Source organism: Acinetobacter sp. ANC 4654, from assembly GCF_002135425.1.
Classification (GTDB): domain Bacteria; phylum Pseudomonadota; class Gammaproteobacteria; order Pseudomonadales; family Moraxellaceae; genus Acinetobacter; species Acinetobacter kyonggiensis.
The window spans coordinates 106375-125527 of sequence record NZ_NEGL01000001.1 but is presented as its reverse complement, the minus strand read 5'-3'; the positions used below and the strand labels follow the sequence as shown (position 1 = coordinate 125527).

At 39.0% G+C, this 19153-nt stretch carries 20 protein-coding genes, 1 other RNA gene and 1 pseudogene; 16 read left to right on the top strand and 6 right to left on the bottom strand.

Going from position 1 to position 19153, the window contains the following annotated elements; all coding sequences use genetic code 11:
- Positions 1-4 precede the first annotated feature (4 nt).
- From B9T24_RS00635 to lpxA, 8 genes are read left to right on the top strand one after another with little or no spacing between them, the layout of a single operon-like run.
- Entirely contained in the window at positions 5-829 is an 825-nt protein-coding gene (locus tag B9T24_RS00635; protein WP_086164038.1) for a phosphatidate cytidylyltransferase, read from the top strand.
- Positions 830-2026 (top strand): 1-deoxy-D-xylulose-5-phosphate reductoisomerase, encoded by a 1197-nt coding sequence (ispC, locus tag B9T24_RS00630; protein ID WP_086164037.1) that lies wholly within the window; start codon positions 830-832, stop codon positions 2024-2026.
- Between the two features lie 3 nt (positions 2027-2029).
- Complete coding sequence (gene rseP / locus B9T24_RS00625; protein WP_086164036.1) at positions 2030-3385, top strand: RIP metalloprotease RseP; 1356 nt, start codon at positions 2030-2032, stop codon at positions 3383-3385.
- A gap of 41 nt (positions 3386-3426) precedes the next feature.
- Positions 3427-6021, top strand: coding sequence for an outer membrane protein assembly factor BamA (gene bamA / locus B9T24_RS00620; protein WP_086164035.1), 2595 nt, complete (start codon positions 3427-3429; stop codon positions 6019-6021).
- A gap of 35 nt (positions 6022-6056) precedes the next feature.
- Entirely contained in the window at positions 6057-6554 is a 498-nt protein-coding gene (locus tag B9T24_RS00615) for an OmpH family outer membrane protein (RefSeq protein ID WP_086164034.1), read from the top strand.
- 3 nt (positions 6555-6557) lie between these two features.
- Positions 6558-7625, top strand: coding sequence for a UDP-3-O-(3-hydroxymyristoyl)glucosamine N-acyltransferase (gene lpxD, locus B9T24_RS00610; protein WP_086164033.1), 1068 nt, complete (start codon positions 6558-6560; stop codon positions 7623-7625).
- 6 nt (positions 7626-7631) lie between these two features.
- On the top strand, positions 7632-8117 hold the full coding sequence (fabZ, locus tag B9T24_RS00605; RefSeq protein WP_171264829.1) for a 3-hydroxyacyl-ACP dehydratase FabZ: 486 nt from the start codon (positions 7632-7634) through the stop codon (positions 8115-8117).
- Complete coding sequence (gene lpxA / locus B9T24_RS00600; protein WP_004651735.1) at positions 8114-8902, top strand: acyl-ACP--UDP-N-acetylglucosamine O-acyltransferase; 789 nt, start codon at positions 8114-8116, stop codon at positions 8900-8902. The genes fabZ and lpxA overlap by 4 nt, the downstream gene beginning before the upstream one ends.
- A gap of 55 nt (positions 8903-8957) precedes the next feature.
- On the opposite strand, the gene B9T24_RS00595 is transcribed toward lpxA, so the two are convergent.
- A complete protein-coding gene (locus B9T24_RS00595) occupies positions 8958-9770 on the bottom strand; it encodes a YbgF trimerization domain-containing protein (protein ID WP_086164031.1) in 813 nt (270 codons plus the stop codon).
- Between the two features lie 294 nt (positions 9771-10064).
- Between B9T24_RS00595 and ffs the strand changes: the two genes are divergently transcribed.
- Positions 10065-10161: signal recognition particle sRNA small type (gene ffs, locus B9T24_RS00590), an RNA gene on the top strand.
- Positions 10162-10201: 40 nt separating this feature from the next.
- Here the strand turns inward: ffs and B9T24_RS00585 are convergent.
- The 4 genes from B9T24_RS00585 to B9T24_RS00570 all read right to left on the bottom strand — a co-directional run bounded on the left by B9T24_RS00585 (position 10202) and on the right by B9T24_RS00570 (position 13194).
- The gene (locus B9T24_RS00585) at positions 10202-10801 is read right to left on the bottom strand and encodes a regulatory protein RecX (RefSeq protein ID WP_086164030.1); all 600 of its coding nucleotides are present in this window, start codon (positions 10799-10801) and stop codon (positions 10202-10204) included.
- A gap of 85 nt (positions 10802-10886) precedes the next feature.
- On the bottom strand, positions 10887-11930 hold the full coding sequence (gene recA, locus B9T24_RS00580; RefSeq protein WP_086164029.1) for a recombinase RecA: 1044 nt from the start codon (positions 11928-11930) through the stop codon (positions 10887-10889).
- Positions 11931-12074: 144 nt separating this feature from the next.
- Entirely contained in the window at positions 12075-12515 is a 441-nt protein-coding gene (locus B9T24_RS00575; RefSeq protein WP_086164028.1) for an RNA-binding S4 domain-containing protein, read from the bottom strand.
- The gene (locus tag B9T24_RS00570; RefSeq protein WP_086164027.1) at positions 12508-13194 is read right to left on the bottom strand and encodes an HAD-IA family hydrolase; all 687 of its coding nucleotides are present in this window, start codon (positions 13192-13194) and stop codon (positions 12508-12510) included. The genes B9T24_RS00575 and B9T24_RS00570 overlap by 8 nt, the downstream gene beginning before the upstream one ends.
- Before the next feature lie 14 nt (positions 13195-13208).
- On the opposite strand from B9T24_RS00570, the gene B9T24_RS00565 reads away from it, so the two are divergent.
- The 4 genes and pseudogenes from B9T24_RS00565 (at position 13209) to B9T24_RS17345 (ending at position 16128) form a co-directional block, all read left to right on the top strand.
- A complete protein-coding gene (locus B9T24_RS00565; RefSeq protein ID WP_086164026.1) occupies positions 13209-14063 on the top strand; it encodes a 3'(2'),5'-bisphosphate nucleotidase CysQ family protein in 855 nt (284 codons plus the stop codon).
- Between the two features lie 54 nt (positions 14064-14117).
- Complete coding sequence (locus tag B9T24_RS00560) at positions 14118-14855, top strand: histidine phosphatase family protein (protein ID WP_086164025.1); 738 nt, start codon at positions 14118-14120, stop codon at positions 14853-14855.
- Positions 14856-14935: 80 nt separating this feature from the next.
- Positions 14936-15651 (top strand): annotated as a pseudogene (locus tag B9T24_RS17350) (TagA domain-containing protein); the annotation flags it as partial.
- Positions 15652-15672: 21 nt separating this feature from the next.
- The gene (locus B9T24_RS17345; protein WP_416224344.1) at positions 15673-16128 is read left to right on the top strand and encodes a ricin-type beta-trefoil lectin domain protein; all 456 of its coding nucleotides are present in this window, start codon (positions 15673-15675) and stop codon (positions 16126-16128) included.
- A 459-nt stretch (positions 16129-16587) separates the two neighbouring features.
- Here the strand turns inward: B9T24_RS17345 and rpsT are convergent, their stop codons facing one another.
- The gene (rpsT, locus tag B9T24_RS00550; RefSeq protein ID WP_086164024.1) at positions 16588-16854 is read right to left on the bottom strand and encodes a 30S ribosomal protein S20; all 267 of its coding nucleotides are present in this window, start codon (positions 16852-16854) and stop codon (positions 16588-16590) included.
- 215 nt (positions 16855-17069) lie between these two features.
- Between rpsT and B9T24_RS00545 the strand changes: the two genes are divergently transcribed.
- From B9T24_RS00545 to B9T24_RS00535, 3 genes are read left to right on the top strand one after another with little or no spacing between them, the layout of a single operon-like run.
- The gene (locus B9T24_RS00545) at positions 17070-17735 is read left to right on the top strand and encodes a nucleoside-diphosphate sugar epimerase (protein WP_086164023.1); all 666 of its coding nucleotides are present in this window, start codon (positions 17070-17072) and stop codon (positions 17733-17735) included.
- Positions 17736-17747: 12 nt separating this feature from the next.
- Positions 17748-18260, top strand: coding sequence for a ribonuclease E activity regulator RraA (gene rraA / locus B9T24_RS00540; RefSeq protein ID WP_086164022.1), 513 nt, complete (start codon positions 17748-17750; stop codon positions 18258-18260).
- 25 nt (positions 18261-18285) lie between these two features.
- A complete protein-coding gene (locus tag B9T24_RS00535) occupies positions 18286-19062 on the top strand; it encodes a glutathione S-transferase N-terminal domain-containing protein (RefSeq protein WP_086164021.1) in 777 nt (258 codons plus the stop codon).
- Positions 19063-19153: the final 91 nt, after the last annotated feature.

The window sequence follows — 19153 nt, the reverse complement described above, 5'->3', positions numbered from 1 at the left end:
ATACATGTTAGAGCGGATTATAACCGCATTGGTATTGGTAGCAGTCGTACTCAGTTGTATGTTTGCTACACAGTCTCAGTATCCAATGTTTATGCTGATGATTGTTGCAGCAGGGGTTGCAGGGTATGAGTGGTTTAAGCTTATGCCAAGAAAAAATAAAAATTCTGTCAAACTCCTAGCTTGGGTTTATGGTATTGCAACTGCGGCTTTAGCAACTTTGGCATTATATTTTAATGATATTGCTTTATTGCTTTGGGCTGCTTCTATTTTATGTTGGATTTTAAGCATCTTTTGGGTTAAATCGTATCCAGATTATGATGGATGGTACAATCCGAGCTTAAAGATTATTGGATTTGTTTTAATTTCTGCTGCGGTTACCGCAATTTTCTCTGTATGGCACAGTTCACCATGGTGGCTCATGTACCTATTTTTATTGGTATGGGGGGCAGACAGCGGTGCTTATTTTGTCGGACGTAAATTAGGAAAGAAAAAACTTGCACCAGATGTGAGTCCAAATAAATCGGTTGAAGGTTTATATGGGGGTGTTTTTACTGCAATGCTGATTGTTGTTGTTGTAGAGGTTCTTTATTTAGACTTAACCATTGCTCAACATATTCTGTTTTTAATTTTATCTGTGGTTACTGTATTTAGTTCTGTTTTGGGTGATTTGTTTGAATCTATGATCAAACGTCGTGCAGGAATTAAAGATTCAGGTCGTATTCTACCAGGACATGGTGGCGTGCTCGATCGTATTGATTCATTGCTTGCTGCGGCTCCAATTTTTGCTGCTGGCATGTATGTTTTAAAACTTATTGGTGTAAATTTATAGATGTCGCAATCTGTTTGTATATTGGGTGTAACGGGTTCCATTGGTCAAAGCACCTTAAAGATTTTGCAGCAGCATCCTGAAAAGTATTCTGTATTTGCAGTCACGGCACATAGTCGAATTTTAGAACTTGTTGAAATATGCAAACAGTATCGACCGAAAATTGTGGTTGTTCCAGCAAATAAAGTTGCCGAACTGCAACAATATTTTCAAAAACAAAATTTGAGTCATATTGAAATTTTGACAGGTGAGGCCGGCCTAATTGCTGTTGCTGAACATGCAGATGTTGATGTGGTTATGGCTGCTATTGTAGGTGCTGCTGGCTTATTGCCAACACTCGCTGCCGTTAAGGCGGGTAAGCGGGTCTTGCTTGCAAATAAAGAAGCATTGGTGATGTCTGGTGATCTCATGATGCAAGCTGCACTTGATTACCATGCCCAATTGCTTCCTGTTGATTCTGAACATAATGCTATTTTTCAATGTTTGCCTGAGGGTTATTTTCAGGCAGAGCGCAATGGACAGCCGAAGCAGGGTGTATCTCGAATTTTACTGACCGCTTCTGGTGGACCATTTCTCAACCATAGTCTTGAACAATTACAAAATGTAACGCCTGCACAGGCCTGTAAGCATCCCAATTGGTCTATGGGGCAAAAAATTTCTGTTGATTCTGCCACCTTAATGAATAAAGGCTTGGAACTTATAGAGGCTTGTCATCTGTTTGCAATTTCAGAACAGTTTGTAACAGTGGTGGTTCATCCGCAGAGTATTATTCACTCTATGGTTCAGTATGTGGATGGTTCAACTTTGGCACAAATGGGTAATCCTGATATGTGTACGCCAATTGCGCATGCACTTGCATGGCCTGAGCGTATTCAGACCCATGTGCCTGCACTTGATCTATTTATGAATCATCAGTTGGATTTTCAAGAACCCGATACAACGCGTTTCCCTGCATTAAAACTGGCACGACAGGCTATGCAAAGTGGTGGGTTGGCTCCTGCCATTTTAAATGCAGCGAATGAAGTTGCTGTTGCAGCATTCTTAAATCAAGCGATTGCTTTTACTGAAATCCCTCAAGTGGTCGAACAGACTTTGAATCAAGTGGAAAATAGTGCTGCGGAATCGATAGAGCTTATTTTGCAAGCAGATCGAGTGGCTCGTTCTGTTGCACAGCAAATTGTCATCAATAATGGAAGTTAAAACATGAGTGCCTTGTTTATTATTGTGGCTGCAATCTTTCTGCTCGGGCCGCTGATTGCGATTCATGAGTTTGGACATTATATTGTTGCACGTAAACTCGGTGTCAAAGTTTTAGTTTATTCGATTGGTTTTGGTCCAACTTTACTGAAGTGGACATCTAAAAAGTCTGGCATTCAATATCAGCTTTCGGCATTACCATTTGGTGGCTATGTCAAAATGTTGGATGAACGCGAAGGTAATGTTGCAGAACAAGATTTGCCGAAGGCGTTTAATCGACAACATCCTTGGAAGCGAATTGCAATTGTCGCTGCGGGTCCGCTGATTAATTTGGCTTTTGCCGTGGTTTTATTTTGGATTTTGTTTTTACCCTCTCAAGAGCAACTTAATACTCGTGTTGGTAAAGTGTTACCGAATACACCCGCTGCCACAGTTCAAATGAATGTTGGTGATAAAATTACGGCAGTGGATGGTACGCCAGTCACAACGTGGGAAAAGTTGAATTTTGCTCTGGTGGATCGTGTTGGTGAAACAGGGTCAATCGAAGTTCAAGCTGATCGTAATGGTCAAATACAAACGTTTGAATTGCCGATTCAAAACTTCTTAAAGGATCAAAGTCAATCTGCATTAGATAGTCTGGGTTTTATGCCATACCGTCCACCTATTGCTGCTATTGCCACTAAACTGAGCGCAGATGGTGCTGCAATTCGTCAAGGGATGAAAGAAGGCGATAAAATTATTGCGATTGATGGTGTGAAAATGAATGATTGGTTTGATGTGGTTCAAACTGTTCAGGCTGCACCAGAAAAATTATTGAAAATTGATGTGTTGCGTCAAAATCAATTGGTACATTTGCAAATCATGCCACAAGCGAAGCGTGATAATATGGGGAATGTTTCTGGTGTGCTCGGTGTACAAAGTATACCCGGAAAAATAACTATACCAGCAGAATATAAACAAACGATTCAATATAGTCCAGCTGAAGCTTTTGTCATGGCGGTTGATAAAACGGGTCAAATATCAGGTATGATTTTGAACTCGATTGTCAAAATGGTCCGTGGTTTAATTGGTTTGGATAATTTATCTGGGCCCATTACGATTGCTAAAGTTGCAGGACAGAGTGCAGAAATGGGTTGGCAGACCTTTATCTCATTCATGGCTTTAATGAGTGTTAGTTTAGGAATTTTAAATTTATTGCCTATACCTATGCTTGATGGTGGGCATTTAGTTTACTATTTTATTGAGCTGATCCGTGGTAAACCTGTTTCTGAACAAATACAATTGGTTGGTTTGAAAATTGGTATGGTACTGCTTGGGAGTATGATGCTCCTTGCATTATTTAATGACTTCATGCGTTTATAAGAACGTGGATACGAAATAAATTAACATCGGAAAAGACAGGCATGCAGCACACACATTTATTTATGCCTTTGGCACTCATCAGTGCAATGGCAGCAGTACAACAAGTATATGCAGCAGATGAATTCATTGTCCGCGATATAAAAATTAACGGGCTTGTTCGTTTAACGCCAACAAATGTCTATGGGATGTTGCCTGTCAATGCTGGTGATCGTGTCAATGATACAACCATTGCAAATGCGATTCGTGCTTTATATGCCACGGGCTTGTTTGATGATATTAAAGCATCTCAAGAAGCGGATGTGCTCATTTTTACAGTAGTTGAACGCCCGCTCATTTCAAAGGTTGAGTTTAAAGGTAATAAGCTCATCCCTAAAGAAGCGCTGGAAGAAGGGCTGAAAAAAATGGGTATTGCAGAAGGTGAGGTTTTGAAAAAATCTGCCCTGCAAACTATTGAAACTGAACTTGAACAGCAGTATATGCAGCAAGGTCGTTATGATGCTGATGTTAAAGTTGTTACCACGGCTAGACCGAATAATCGTGTTGATTTAACCGTTGATTTTGTTGAAGGTAAAGCTGCTAAAGTTGTTGATATCAATATTATTGGTAATACGGTTTTCCAAGAAAGCGAAATTAAACAGGCTTTTGCTGTTAAAGAGAGTGGTTGGAGTTCGATTGTTACACGTAATGATCGCTATGCACGAGAAAAAATGGCAGCCAGCCTGGAAGCTTTACGTGCATTATATTTAAACAAAGGTTATATCAATTTTAATATTACCAATTCAAATTTGAACTTGAGTGAAGATAAAAAGAATATTTTTGTTGAAGTTGCTGTGGAAGAAGGTGAGCAATTTAAGTTTGGTGAAACTAAGTTTTTAGGCGATGCACTTTATAAGCCAGAAGAATTAAAAGCACTCAAAATTTATAAAGATGGCGAGACTTATTCTCAAGAAAAAGTAAATGCAGTCAAACAACTTTTACTTCGTAAGTATGGTAATGCAGGTTATTACTATGCTGAAGTAAATATGGTTCCTGAAATTAATAAAGAAACAAAACTGGTTGATTTGAACTATTACATTAATCCGGGGCAGCAGGTGACTGTACGTCGTATTAATTTTATGGGTAATACGAAAACAGCCGATGAAGTATTACGTCGTGAGATGCGCCAAATGGAAGGTGCATTGGCAAGCAATGAAAAAATTGACTTGTCTAAAGTTCGTTTAGAGCGTACAGGGTTCTTTAAAACGGTTGATATTAAGCCGGCGCGTATTCCAAATGTGCCAGATCAGGTTGATTTAAATATCAATGTTGAAGAGCAACACTCGGGTACAAGTACGCTTGCTGTTGGTTTCTCACAAAGCGGTGGTGTAACGTTCCAAGCGGGCTTAAGTCAAACCAATTTCTTGGGTACAGGTAATAGTGTAGCGATTGATTTATCGCGTTCAGAAACCCAAGATTATTATAATTTAAGTGTCACAGATCCATACTTCACGATTGATGGTGTACGTCGTGGTTATAATATGTATTACCGTAAAACCAAGTTAAATGATGACTATAACGTTAACAATTATGTGACGGACAGTTTTGGTGGTGGTATTACATTTGGTTATCCAATTGATGAAAACCAAAGTATTAGTGCGGGTCTGAATATTGACCAAACCGATGTTACGACAGGTCCATATGTGTCAACCTATGTACGCGATTACTTGTTGGCAAATGGTGGTAAGCCTAAAGGGCAAGGTCAATATTGTTCGACTGATAAATTGATGTCTCAACGTGAAATCGAAAAAGCAAGAGATGGGGTTAATTATGTGGAACCTAACCCGATTCCTGCGGGTTATGATGATGCACTCTGTGTAAATACGGCGAATGCGAATGCCGATGTTGGTTTTACTCCATTTGATAATCAGTTTGGTGGTGATTTCTTAACCTATAACTTGAATTTAGGTTGGTCATATAACACATTAAACCGTCCTGTATTCCCAACCAGTGGTATGTCGCATCGTGTGAATGGGGAAATTGCTTTACCAGGTAGTGATGTTGAATACCAGAAATTGACATATGATGCCCAAGCCTTCTTACCCTTACCTTATGATTTCGTGCTGCGTGGTTATGGTAAGTTGGGTTATGGTAATGATTTGCCCTTCTATAAAAACTTCTATGCAGGTGGTTTTGGTTCGGTTCGAGGTTACGACAACAGCACTTTAGGTCCAAAGTATCCAGGTGTGACGAATAACGAATCTAGAAAGATAGACTATAATCCTGAGGAAGTCGGTGGTAATGCATTAATACAATTTGGTGCTGAACTGGCCTTACCTTTACCATTTAAAGGGGATTGGACACGTCAAGTTCGACCAGTACTTTTTGCTGAAGGTGCACAAGTATTTGATACGCAATGTTCAATTCCAAGCGGAAAGTTGTATTTAGCTGGTACGCCAACGGATCCAGGTGTGGATGCTAAAAAATATTGTGAAGATAACTTTGGTTTCGATGCTGGAAATATGCGTTATAGCGTAGGTGTTGGCTTTACATGGATTACCATGATTGGTCCACTTTCACTCAGTTATGCATACCCATTAAATGATAAACCAGGTGATGAAACTAAAAATATCCAATTTGAAATCGGTCGTACTTTCTAAGTACGATCCTGTAAAGGTTTAAGAAGGATATTAAAATGAATAAAATATTAATGAGTATGCTTGTTGCTGGATTAGCCAGCACTTCAGTTGTTCATGCTGCCGGTTATGGCGTTATTGATTTGGAAAAAGTGGTTGAAAATAGCACTTATTTAAAGCAGCAAAATGCTTCTTTACAGCAGACTGTGAATCCGCAAACGACAAAACTTGAGCAATTGGGTAAGGAGTTGGAGGGTATTCAACAACGTGCTCAACAAAACCCAAATTTATCTGAAGCTGAAAAGCAAAAGATGATGACTCAGTACCAAACAAAACTCAAAGAGTTTAATTCAATTCAACAGGGCTTGCAGACGACGGTTCAGTCTTCAATTCAGGTGATGAATAAGACTTTGGATGGTCGAGTGAAACAAGTTGCTGAACAATTGCGTAAAGAAAACAACCTAGATGTTGTTTTAAATAAAAATTCAGCGCTTGCCTATGACGCTAAATATGATTTAACTGATAAAATGATTCAAAAGGTCAATGTTATTAAGTAATCAATGAATCCTAGACAATTGCGCTTAGAAGATCTGGCTCGCCTTGTACAAGGCGAGTGTATCGGTCAATTTGATTTAATATTAGAAGGGTTGGCAAGCTTAGATGCTGCCGAAGCAAAACATATTGCATTTGTAAATGCGGATAAATACTTAGATCACGCACGTGCTTCAAAAGCAGGTGCGTTAATTGTTACGTCAGCTTTAAAAGCGCAGTTAGATAGCCATAATAACTTTATTGTGGTTGATAATCCTTATCTGGCTTTTGCTATTTTGACCCATGTGTTTGAGAAAAAACATACACAGCAGGGTATCGAAAGCACAGCCAAAATTCATCCATCTGCCATAATTGCTGATAGTGCCTACATTGGACATTATGTAGTAATTGGCGAACACTGTGTGATTGGTGATGAAACGGTTATTCAATCACATGTCAAAATTGATGATGATGTCGAAATTGGTAAACAATGTTTTATCGATTCGCACGTAACGGTCACTGGCGAGACTAAAATAGGCAATCGCGTCCGTATTCATGCCAATAGTGTGATTGGTGGTGAAGGTTTTGGCTTTGCGCCTTATCAAAGTAAGTGGCATCGGATTGCACAATTAGGCTCAGTCAAAATTGGTCATGATGTCAGAATTGGATCAAATTGTAGTATTGATCGTGGTGCATTAGACGACACAATTTTGGAAGATGGAGTCATTATTGATAACCTTGTGCAAATTGCGCATAATGTGAAGATTGGTGCAAATACAGCTCTTGCTGCAAAATGTGGTGTTGCAGGCAGTACCACAATTGGCAAAAACTGTGTGTTTGCTGGTGGGGTAGGTGTGGTTGGTCATCTTAATATTGCAGATAATGTGACAATTACAGGTATGTCAATGGTCACAAAAAGTATTTCTGAATCTGGTAGCTATTCTTCTGGTACGCCAATGTTGGAAAGTTTACATTGGAAACGCGCTGCTGTACGCTTTAAACAATTAGCAGATGTGCCATTGACCCAATTGCTAAAACGGCTTGATCATATACAGACTCAAATCGAGTCCCTTGAATCAACTTTTAAGCGTAAATAGAATATGATGACTGAGTCGAATACTGCTGCATTTACGAAGCCTGAATTGCCAATGCACATTCAACAAATTCGTGAATATTTACCTCACCGCTATCCATTTTTATTGGTCGATCGTGTTGTTGATGTGACTGATAATGCTATTGTGGGTTATAAGAACGTTTCAATCAACGAAGAGTTTTTACAGGGACATTTCCCAGGCTATCCAATTATGCCTGGTGTATTGATTGTTGAGGCATTAGCTCAAGTCTCTGGTATACTTGGTTTTATTATGAATAATGAAAAACCAAGTGAAGGCTCTTTGTTTCTTTTTGCTGGCGCAGAAAAGGTCCGCTTTAAGAAACAAGTTGTTGCGGGTGATCAACTGGTTTTAAAAGCTGAGTTGGTGATGCACAAACGTGGTATTTACAAATATAATTGTATAGCCACAGTCGATGGTATTGTAGCAACTACTGCGGAAATTATGGTTTCGCATCAAAAAATAGAGCAGGCATGAGTAATAACGATTTAATTCACCCAACAGCTATTATTGACTCATCAGCAGTCATTGCTTCAGATGTGCAAATTGGTCCCTATTGTATTATTGGGCCACAGGTCACTATTGCTGAGGGCACCAAACTGCATTCACATGTCGTTATAGGTGGCTTTACTCGGATTGGGAAAAATAATGAAATATTCCAATTTGCGAGTGTGGGTGAAGTTTGTCAGGATTTAAAATATGCTGGCGAAGAAACTTGGCTTGAAATTGGCGACCATAATTCAATTCGTGAACATTGCAGTTTGCATCGTGGTACGGTTCAAGATCAAAGTTTGACTAAAATCGGTAGTTATAACTTATTGATGGTAAATACCCATATTGCTCATGACTGTGTAATTGGCGATCATAATATTTTTGCCAATAATGCTGGTATTGCTGGTCATGTGCATATTGGTGATTATGTGGTGGTTGGCGGAAATTCAGGTATTCACCAATTCTGTAAAATTGATTCTTACAGTATGATTGGTGGTGCTTCGTTAATTTTAAAAGATGTGCCTGCTTATGTGATGGTCTCGGGTAACCCAGCACATGCCTTCGCGATGAATGTAGAAGGTATGCGTCGTAAAGGTTGGTCTAAGAACGTTATTCAGGCATTACGCCAAGCATTTAAATTGATTTATAAAGATGGTTTAACCACTGAGCAAGCGATTCAGCAGATTCGCACGGAAATATTGCCTGAAGTTCCTGAAGTACAGTTACTGATTGATTCTTTAGAGCAATCTAAGCGTGGCATTGTTCGTTAATTCAATCTTGCGTTGCACAAAAAAGACACCTAATGAGGTGTCTTTTTTTTTGATTTTATTTCTTAAAATAACCAGCTTCTTCTGATTTTGGATAATTTTTAACAAGCTTGCTTTTGAGTTGGTTGGCAAGTGTTGTATTGCGATCTACATCTTTGGCGATATTGTGAAGTTGATAGAGTGCTCGTGCCGCTTTTGCTGAATTAGGATATTGATTGACGACAATATTGTAATTCTTTTTCGCTTCAGTGTAATTGGTCGGTTCAATGGCTAAATTAAATTCAGCGAGCCAAAAATAAGCATTACTAATATAGACGCTGTTGGGATTGTTTTTGATGAAGTTTTGCATTGGTGCAATTGCTTTTTTAGCACCGCCTTGTTTGTAGGCATCTAAAGCCACGGTATAAGCGGCTTTATCTAAATCAGCAGTAGACGGAGGTTGTGTGCTTGTTGTCGCTGCTATTGGGGTGGGTGTGTTGGAGGTACTGGGAGGAGTATCCTGTTGGTTATCCTCCGCTGGAGTAGCACTTTCAGGATCAATTTTTTGTTGCAATAGTTCTAGTCGCTGATCTAAGTCTGTGTAGCGATTGGTTAATTCATGTTTAAGCTGTTCAATTTCATTACCTTGTTCTTCAATTTTGCCACGTAGTGTACGAATATCATTTTCTAATTGTTGATTTTTTTGCATGATTTGCCAATTCAGATTGGTTGGCACATTTTCTGTAGTTGCACCTAAATTAATGGCAGCATTATTTGCACTAGTCTCGTTGCTATTTTGACTTAATCCACGGGATTCAATTGGAATATTGGCATAAAGTGAGGCTGAGCTAAATAAGACCAGTGCGCATAAAGCATGCTGTTTGAGCATCATAAAAATATCCATTTCGTATTTTTGGGCACATTCTAAATTGCTGACTTTAGAGCGTGCCTATTTAAAAGACCTGACGACATTAAAAACGTCCATGCTATGAAATGCAATATACATTTACAATCTTGTCGTAGTTTTAGAGTAAGTGATTGGATTGCTAAAAAATAGACAAAAATACTGTTTTGAATCAAGATTGTTTTTTTAATAAGCAAATGAAAGCAATACGCCTATAAAAGTTGCTTGAACGCTTGCAAGTTAAATAAAAATCTCTATACTCTGTTCTTGCAATGGTAGCCCCGCTGGTGGCTTCGCAATTGTACTCTGTGAACCCCGCCAGGACCGGAAGGTAGCAACGGTAACAGAACTATGATGTGCCGAAGTTTTGCTAGTGGGGTTGCCACCAGTTTATATAATAATAACGTTAATCCCTTCTGTTAAATATCATTTTCTTGTCTCGTAATTGCTTTAATAATTGCCTCCATTTCAAATCCTCGATACATTAAAAAGCGAATTTGTTTTGCTTTAAGTTTTGCTTCTTTTTCTACACTTAAACCAAACTTCTTTACCTTCAGTTCATACGCTTGTTCGTTCCAATCGGTTTCTTTTAATTCTTCTTGAATTAAACTGCTATCAATTTTTTTTGATTTTAAAGCCAGCTTAATGCGATTAGGCCCTTTACCTTTGCGTTTTTGACTCGACAGCATCATTTCGGCAACACGCTGGTCACTCTGATAGTTTTGTGTTGCTAGCTCATCGACCAGTTTTAAAACTTCATCTCGATCCATCGCATATAAGGCTAGTTTCTCAATCAGTTCTGCTTTTGAGTATTCCCGACGTGTCAGTACAGCAAAGGCATAGGAGCGCAAACGCGAGCCTGTAAGACCTTGTGCTTTAGGCTGTTGCTCATCGTTAAAGTTCAATGCTTCTAATGATTCAGGTGGAGTGGTAGGAGAGTCTGACTCTGTCTGGGAATTATCAAATTTTTGCTTGAGTGCATTATAATCAAGCATAGTCGGAAATTTTGAATTGCTCATAGTGTATCGATCACATCAAATAAAAAACGCCCCGTAGGGCGTTTTACAGTTTAAGACTTATGTAGCTTGAAAACAAATTTCTGTTTTAAGCGTCAAGAAAGTCTGGCTCTACTTCATCTTTTTCTTCAATAGGTGTGGTTGTTGGTGTCAATAATTTTTCACGAATCAGACGATCAAGTTCTTGTGCAATTTGAGGGTTTTCCTCTAAATGGCGAATCACGTTGTTTTTACCTTGACCAATTTTATTACCTTGATATGAATACCAAGCACCTGCTTTTTGTACCAGTTCTTGCGCAACGGCAAGATCAACCAGTTCACCCAGTTGGTTCACACCTTTGCCATATAAAATTTGGAACAAGGCTTCCTTAAAAGGAGGTGCCATTTTGTTCTTCACGACTTTAACGCGGGTTTCTGAACCGACAATTTCATCGCCTTCTTTCACTTGACCAATACGACGGATATCCAAACGTATAGACGCGTAGAATTTGAGTGCATTACCACCCGTTGTGGTTTCAGGGCTACCAAACATGACACCAATTTTCATACGAATTTGGTTAATGAAGATGACCATACAATTTGAGCGTTTTGCATTACCGGTAATTTTACGTAATGCCTGACTCATCAAACGTGCTTGTAAGCCCATGTGCGAGTCGCCCATTTCACCTTCAATTTCTGCGCGAGGTGTAAGTGCGGCCACGGAATCGACAACGATCATGTCAACAGCGCCAGAGCGTACTAACATATCTGCAATTTCAAGGGCTTGTTCACCGTGGTCTGGTTGAGAAACCAACAGGTTGTCAAGGTCGACACCCAGCTTACGTGCGTATTGAGGATCAAGTGCATGTTCTGCATCGATGAAGGCACAAGTACCGCCCGCTTTTTGACATTGTGCAATGGCTTGCAATGTCATTGTAGTTTTACCAGAAGATTCAGGACCGTAAATTTCGACGATACGACCTTTCGGTAAGCCACCAATACCGAGTGCAATGTCTAGTGTTAAAGAACCAGTAGAGACTGCCTCAACAGCCAGTACAGTGTTATCACCAAGACGCATTACAGTATTTTTACCAAATTGTTTTTCAATTTGGCTTAGGGCAGCATTAAGCGCCTTGCTTTTATTATCATCCATCTCACAACCTCAAAACGATGTCACAAAAATATTAACTTAAGTGGATGAGTTACTTTTAAACGTGTTCCACTCAAGTATAGTGACAGATCTATTCTTTATGTTCTATATCAATTCTGTCTAGTACGACAGAATATGACGCTTAAATTAATCATCATTAGAAGACCAGCTTTGGTCAGACTGCTGATTATTGTCTTGTTTGAATTTACTGATTTGTCGTCGATCTTTTTTACTTGGTCGATGTTCAGGTCGGGCTAGATTATGCAACTTTCTTTGTGTTGCAAGCAACTCTCGTCGTGCAATACTCACTTCTGTTTCTGCATAAAGTTGTTGTGCAATTGGTGCTGCACCGCGTATGGCCGACAATGCTTTGATCACAATGGTTTTTCGCTCGGAACCTTGTTGAATGGTCAGTTCCATGCCAACACGAACTTCTCTCGATACTTTAACCCGTTCACTCTTATGATGAACCTTACCACCTTCAATGGCGGCCTTCGAGATTGAGCGTGTTTTAAAAAAACGTGCAGCCCAAAGCCATTTATCAACACGCATACTTTCAACGTTGTTTTGTTGAGAGAGATTAGGCATATTTTTTCAGATCCTCAGCTTGTTCCAATATTGCAATGAAGTCAGTTAAATGATTTAAAATCGGATAAGGGCTTTCAGATCTTATCTGTCCTTTAGATGAGGGCTGTGCAATGGTAATCAAATGCTGAAGACCAAATTTTTCTGCTCCATTGAGGACTTTTTCTGTGTCATCAATAAAATAGGCTTGATTGATTTGGATGGGGTGTAATGCGTGTAGCTGTTGCCAAAATTCCGGATATTCTTTGGCATAGCCGATACTTTCGCTGCTGATAATGACATCAAAATAATGGGCTATTTGGGTTTGTTCAAGTTTAAACTTTAAACCCTCACAATCGGCATTGGTTGCAATCCAGCAGGAATAACCATTTGATTTTAAATAATCGAGTAATTCCAAACAGCCTGCGCGTAAAGCAACGTTGTGTTTAAATTCTTGTTGCAATGCAAGGGTATCGACGCCTACTTTTGAGCTCCAAAAACGGGTCGAATACCAATTTAGGGTATGATTATGTTCTTGATAAAACTGAAAGAGGGCTTGGGTGCTTTGTTCCAATGTGCAACCATGTGTGGCAGCATATCGAAGTGGAAGTTGATGATTCCAAATGAAATCATCGTAAGCAAGATCAAGGAGCGTACCGTCCATATCAAAAATAATGGTCGGTTTTTCTGAGTAATTCGACATATTAAAGGTAATCTATGTTTAAAACAACAACAGCACCACAAGATGCTTTGATTTTACAGTTGGTTCCCATTGTGACACAGGCATGTGAAATTTTGCGAGCAGAATATCAAGCATATTGTGCAGGTGTCGCCTTTGATGTTGAGAGAAAAAGTGATAATTCACCTGTAACCCAAGCGGATTATCGGGTGAATGAATTTATCACCACAGCATTGCAGAAAAATTTCTCAGATATCCCTGTATTGTCAGAAGAAGGAGATAATACAGAACGTAAGCAGTGGCAAAGCTTTTGGTTGCTTGATCCTTTGGATGGTACGAAAGAGTTTCTGCATAAGAGACCTGAATTTACAATTAATTTAAGTTTGGTGGAAGGGGCGCATACCACTTTTGCTATATTGGCCATTCCCGGTGAGCAAGCGATTTATATTTGCCCAAAACAAGGTTTGCCTTTAAAATTTGAGATTCAAACGGGTTTGTGGCAGGAATATGTGCAAGATCAGCCATCGACAGAGATTCGAATTGGTTTAAGTCAAAGTAGTCAAGATAAACCTAAATATGCTGAATACTTAGAAATATTAAAACAAAAGGTGAGCATTGCTGAGTTTAAAGCAGGCAGTGCTTACAAATTTTGTATGATCCTTGAAGGTAAAGTCGATATTTACCCACGGTTTCATCCTACTAGTGAATGGGATACCAGTGCGGGTCAATGTCTGGTTGAGCGTATAGGGGGGGGAGTGGTTGATTTAAAAGGCCGCCCTTTTTTATATAATCAGCGGGATAGTTTGTTAAATGCTGGCTTTATTGCATTTCGTAATATTGATATGAAAAAATTGGCATTTCAAGCGCTAGAACTTATGGCAAACAGACCTTGAGCTGATGGTTTAACATGCTATAGTGTGCCGAACCATGTTTATTTTGGCTGGATCATGGCGTTAGAGCTGCTCCCTGCAAGTATGTTGAAGGCAATTGATTTATTGCCCGATGCAAAAACACCTGTCACTTTATTTACTCGTCATTCTATTCGTGAAGTAGTGGCTGGGCAGGGTTTGGCTGGCTATGATTTGCAGTTAACCTCGCAAGGTCGTGACTTGGCACAGGCGTGGGGAACTTATTTAATTGATCATACAGACCGAAGTATTCAGCACTGTATTTCAAGTCCGATACAACGCTGTGTCGATACCGCCGCTTTAATGATTCAAGGTGCTGATTCCAGTACACTTGCGCAAAATACCCATTGTATTGAGATTGTCGAGCAAGGCTTGTTGGTAGAACCGGGAAGTTTTGTACTGGATATTAAGCAAGCTGGGCCTTATTTTCGAAAACAGGGTGCATTGGGTTTTATTAATAGTTTTGTGAAAAATGCGTTGCCGGGCATGAAACATCCAATTTCTGGCGTGGTTGATGTATTGGAACTGATTTATAACACGCATCCACAAGACAATTTTGGTTTAAGTCTGGCGGTGAGTCATGATACGATTTTAGCAGCCATTATTGCAGTGATTTCTGGGCGTAATACCGTTAGTCAGGAAGACTGGCCTAGAATGATGGAAGGCCTGTTTGTCTGGTTTGAAGGAGATGAGTTCTTAGAGTCAAAACTGAAATGGATTTGGCGTGGTAAGCTGAGTGAATTGTCAATACGTGATTTTCAAAAATTAGAAAAATAAAACAGATGTTAATAAAAAGAAAAAATGAATTGACCTAAAAAATCACCAAGCAAGTCTTTAAAAAATTATAAATGTCTTTTGGAAATTATTTAAAGCCGCGTTTATTTAGTTTACCTGTATATACCATTATGGGTGGATATGATCCCGTCAATCAGTCGGGTTTAATTTATCCAGCAGCACGTGGTAACTGGGGGTATTTGATTTGCCGCAAGCCAACACGGGTGGTACAGCTGCAAATTGTTGGTTAAAGGTACAGTCTGCCAATGGTGTGCAAAATATTGTACTAGCACCACAGCGAATGAATCCTAACCTTGATCCTAAAAATTTGGCTGTTGTAAATAAGTTTCATATTAATTTAGCACAAAGTGAGCAACCTCAAGCAGTTGACTTATATTGTCAAAAAGCCAATGAGCAAGCGCTTAAACTTTCAAGTATCGCGATTCCTGTCAGTACTGACGTTATGTCACCGTATGTGAGTATTGGTCAGGAAGATGGTTATTCCGTTTTGAAACGTGTTGAAATGCCAGAACTGGACCAAGCATTTGTGCAAAATAAGGGTAAGGAAATCGTTAATTTATCGCCGATATTTAGACTATTTTATGATTCTTATCGTCGCTTTAAAGATGACTTTTCTCCAGATGCTCAAACTGAAATGGTACGTTATACCCAGCAACAAATTAAAATTTACCGTTTGAATCGTTGGGTGAATGTTTATCATAACGACCTCAATAATGGTAATACTGAAGCAGTCGCAGAGTTTCATAAATTTGTTGAGAGCTTAGGATTGAAGGATGATCTTCCATTTGCCAATGCAAGCATGTTGGTCATGCCAAAAATGGGTAATAGCTGTCTTAAAGTAGAGCAGCTTGATACTGGAGTGCTGAATGTTTATATGAGTGGGAAAAATGGTTGTACAGGTGAGGCATCGACATTATGGGTACATGATGCAATCGGTAAAATTCACAGTCAACAATATCCAGACTTATGTTTAACCAACGCTAGAACACTGTCTTCATGTAGTAATGATGTGCAGGGTCAAGTGTGGCAAGCTACTGTAAATGGTGATACACAACAACTGCGCCAAGGGAATAGCTGTTTAGATTTGAGTGGTGGTCGTACACCAAGTGCAGATGGATGCGGTGAAATTACTATGTATGGTTGTGGTGCTGGTAATAACCAGAAATGGAGTATTGTTCCACAAAGTCACAGTCTAATTCTGGCGATATCGAATAATAAAAATTTACCGTTGTTATCAAGAATTTTAGCAAAATAGCCACATTGTAAAGTGTTAAGTGAATAAAATAAGCTTTATGTAGGATTAATGCCAGTCAGTTAAGAAATTGACTGGCTTTTTTATTTTAAATTCATGATGTTATTTGATACACGTAAACGTCATCCGCAACTGTTCGAGGCAAGATTGAAAAAATAAGGTTTCTGCGATTAATTAATCAATAAAAGGTATTTGGCGAGTTTTGCGGTGAGGCACACTGCGCCGCAAGATGCCTTTCTTGCGAAGCTTTGCTTCTCATTTGGGCTTATCCAAAGTAATAGATGAGCTCCAAGTGTTTGATTTAAAAATATAAGACTCAGTCGTGAATAACTCAAAAACTAAGGGCTTTATTTCTAAAACCCTTAACTGACTGGCATTACTATATAGGGCTTATTTTATTATGATATGAATAATGAACAGACACAAAAAAAGCCCTAAAAGGGCTTTTTTCACATGCATAAATTAGTTAGCTAAAGCTTTAATTTGTGCATTTAAACGGCTCTTATGACGAGCAGCTTTGTTTTTATGGATGATGCCTTTATCAGCCATACGGTCAATTACTGGTACAGCAGTTTTGTATGCTGCTGAAGCAGTAGCATAGTCACCAGCAGCAATAGCAGCTACTGTACGTTTTAAATAAGTACGAACCATTGAACGTAAGCTAGCGTTGTGTTTGCGTGCTTTAACGTTTTGACGGGCACGTTTTTTAGCTTGAGCAGAGTTTGCCACTCGTGCACTCCTTGAAATAGATTGGTCTGGGCGGGCTGAAATTGCAACTGAAAACCTTCATCAGAAGAATTATCACCAGCCCGTAAACAAGTGCCATATTGTGATTAAACTATGACGTTAAGTCAAGTCTTGACTTGCTTTGACAACATTTTAGATGCATAAAAATTCTAAAGAAACCGTTAGATTAGTAATAACCTCTAGAGATTGTTTAAAAAATGACTAAATCAATTAAAAGTGTAATTGTAATTGGAGCAACGGGTTTAGTGGGGCGTGAACTGCTAAAACAACTTAATCAGATTGAGAGTTGTGAGAAAATTACAGCCATTGTTCGGCATGAAGATGTAGAGCTTAAATCTTTAAAAAAAGTACAACAATTTATTTTAGATGATTTTCTATTGTTGAACGATGAAGATGCCAATGGTTATAGCCATGCATTTAGTTGTTTGGGAACAACGCTGAAAAAAGCAGGGTCTAAGCAAAATTTTTATAACGTCGATTATGAAATGAATGCCCATTTTGCTGATTTATTTGAAACCACAGATACGCATTACTTACTCATTAGTGCGATGGGTGCCAATGCGCAGTCAAAAATTTTCTATAATAAAGTGAAAGGTGAACTAGAAAATCATATCCAAAGTTTAAATCTTAAATATGTGTCCATCTTACGTCCTTCACTATTATTAGGTGAGCGTCAAGAACAACGAACTTTGGAGGATATGACTCAGAAGTTATATCGAAAATTTTCGCATTTGGTGCCGAATACATTCAAATATAAGCCAGTGACAGCAGAGCAAGTGGCTCATACTATGGTCGATGCAGCGCGAACTCAAACGGATAAGTTTGAAATTTATGATAATTTACGTATACAAACGTGCAAATAAGGGAGATGAAAAGTGTCTAATGTCGCATTCGTAACTTGTGATTTACTGGATGACCATCCAGAGAAAGACTTTCAAGTGGTCACACCATCGATGGATGGTAAATGCTTTAAAAGTTATGGGGCGCGTAAAAGTTTTGGCGGTCAGGTGGTGACGGTAAAATGCTTTGAAGACAATTCACGTGTTAAAGAACTCTTGGCAACGGATGGTACGGGTAAAGTGCTTGTCGTTGATGGCGGTGCTTCAATGCGCTGTGCTTTAATGGGGGATATGATTGCAGAGTCAGCCGTTAAAAATCATTGGAATGGCGTGGTGATTTATGGCTGTGTACGCGATGTTGATGCAATTGCTGAATTAGATTTAGGTGTGCATGCATTGGCTGCCATTCCTCAAAAAAGTAATCGTAAAGGCATTGGCGAAGTAGATTTAACTTTGTATTTTGGTGGTGTGACCATCAATTCCGGTGATTATCTTTATGCAGATAACAATGGAATCGTGATTGCAAAAGAAAAATTAGTCGATTTATAACGACAATGATTAAATAAGGATAAAAATGGTGAATCATCAACTTAAAATTGTACAAGCTTTAGCTTCAGCATTGACCGCAGGTGGACGTGGCGTGAGTGGCACAGCTTTTCCCAAGCAGCCTGAAAAATCACTTAAACTTTATGAGTTTGAAGGTTCACCATTTTGTCGTCGTGTACGGGAAGTATTGACCTTATTAAATTTAGATTACGAGGTTTATCCATGTCCAAAAGGTGGAGTGAAATATCGTAAAATTGTCAAAGAAAAAGGTGGGAAATTACGCTTTCCATTTTTAATTGATGAAAACACAGGGATTGAGATGTATGAGTCGAAAGACATTATCGATTACCTATTTAAGCATTATGGTAAAAGTGGTAAGACGCCAAAAAAATATTCAGACTATCCTAAATATCCTGTCGTTGCCTTTGCGGGTACTGTGATCAATGGCGCACGTGGGGTATGGATTAATCAAAAAATTATTGATCGGGAAGCACCTGAGCAACTTTTAGAATTATGGGGTTTTGAAGCGAGTCCATTTACTCGAGTTGTACGTGGTGTATTAACTGAACTGGAATTGCCTTTTAAGTTTCATAATGTGCCCAAAGAGCGCTGGCAAGATATGGGGCCAGCAGTGTTACGTTTAAAACCTGGAAAATATCAACCGTTAAAAGGTGGTAAACGTGAAAAAGTGATTGAAATTATGGGGCGTGATATTCAGGTTCCGTATTTGGTCGATCCCAATACAGATGTGAAGATGTTTGAGTCTGCAAAAATTGTAAAATATTTAGAAAAACAATATGGTTGAATGATAAGTTTGAAATAAAGAAACAGCGTATTTCGTTGTTTCTTTACAGCGTGAGTGGTCTATGAATACATTGACTCGCCCCTCAAATTTT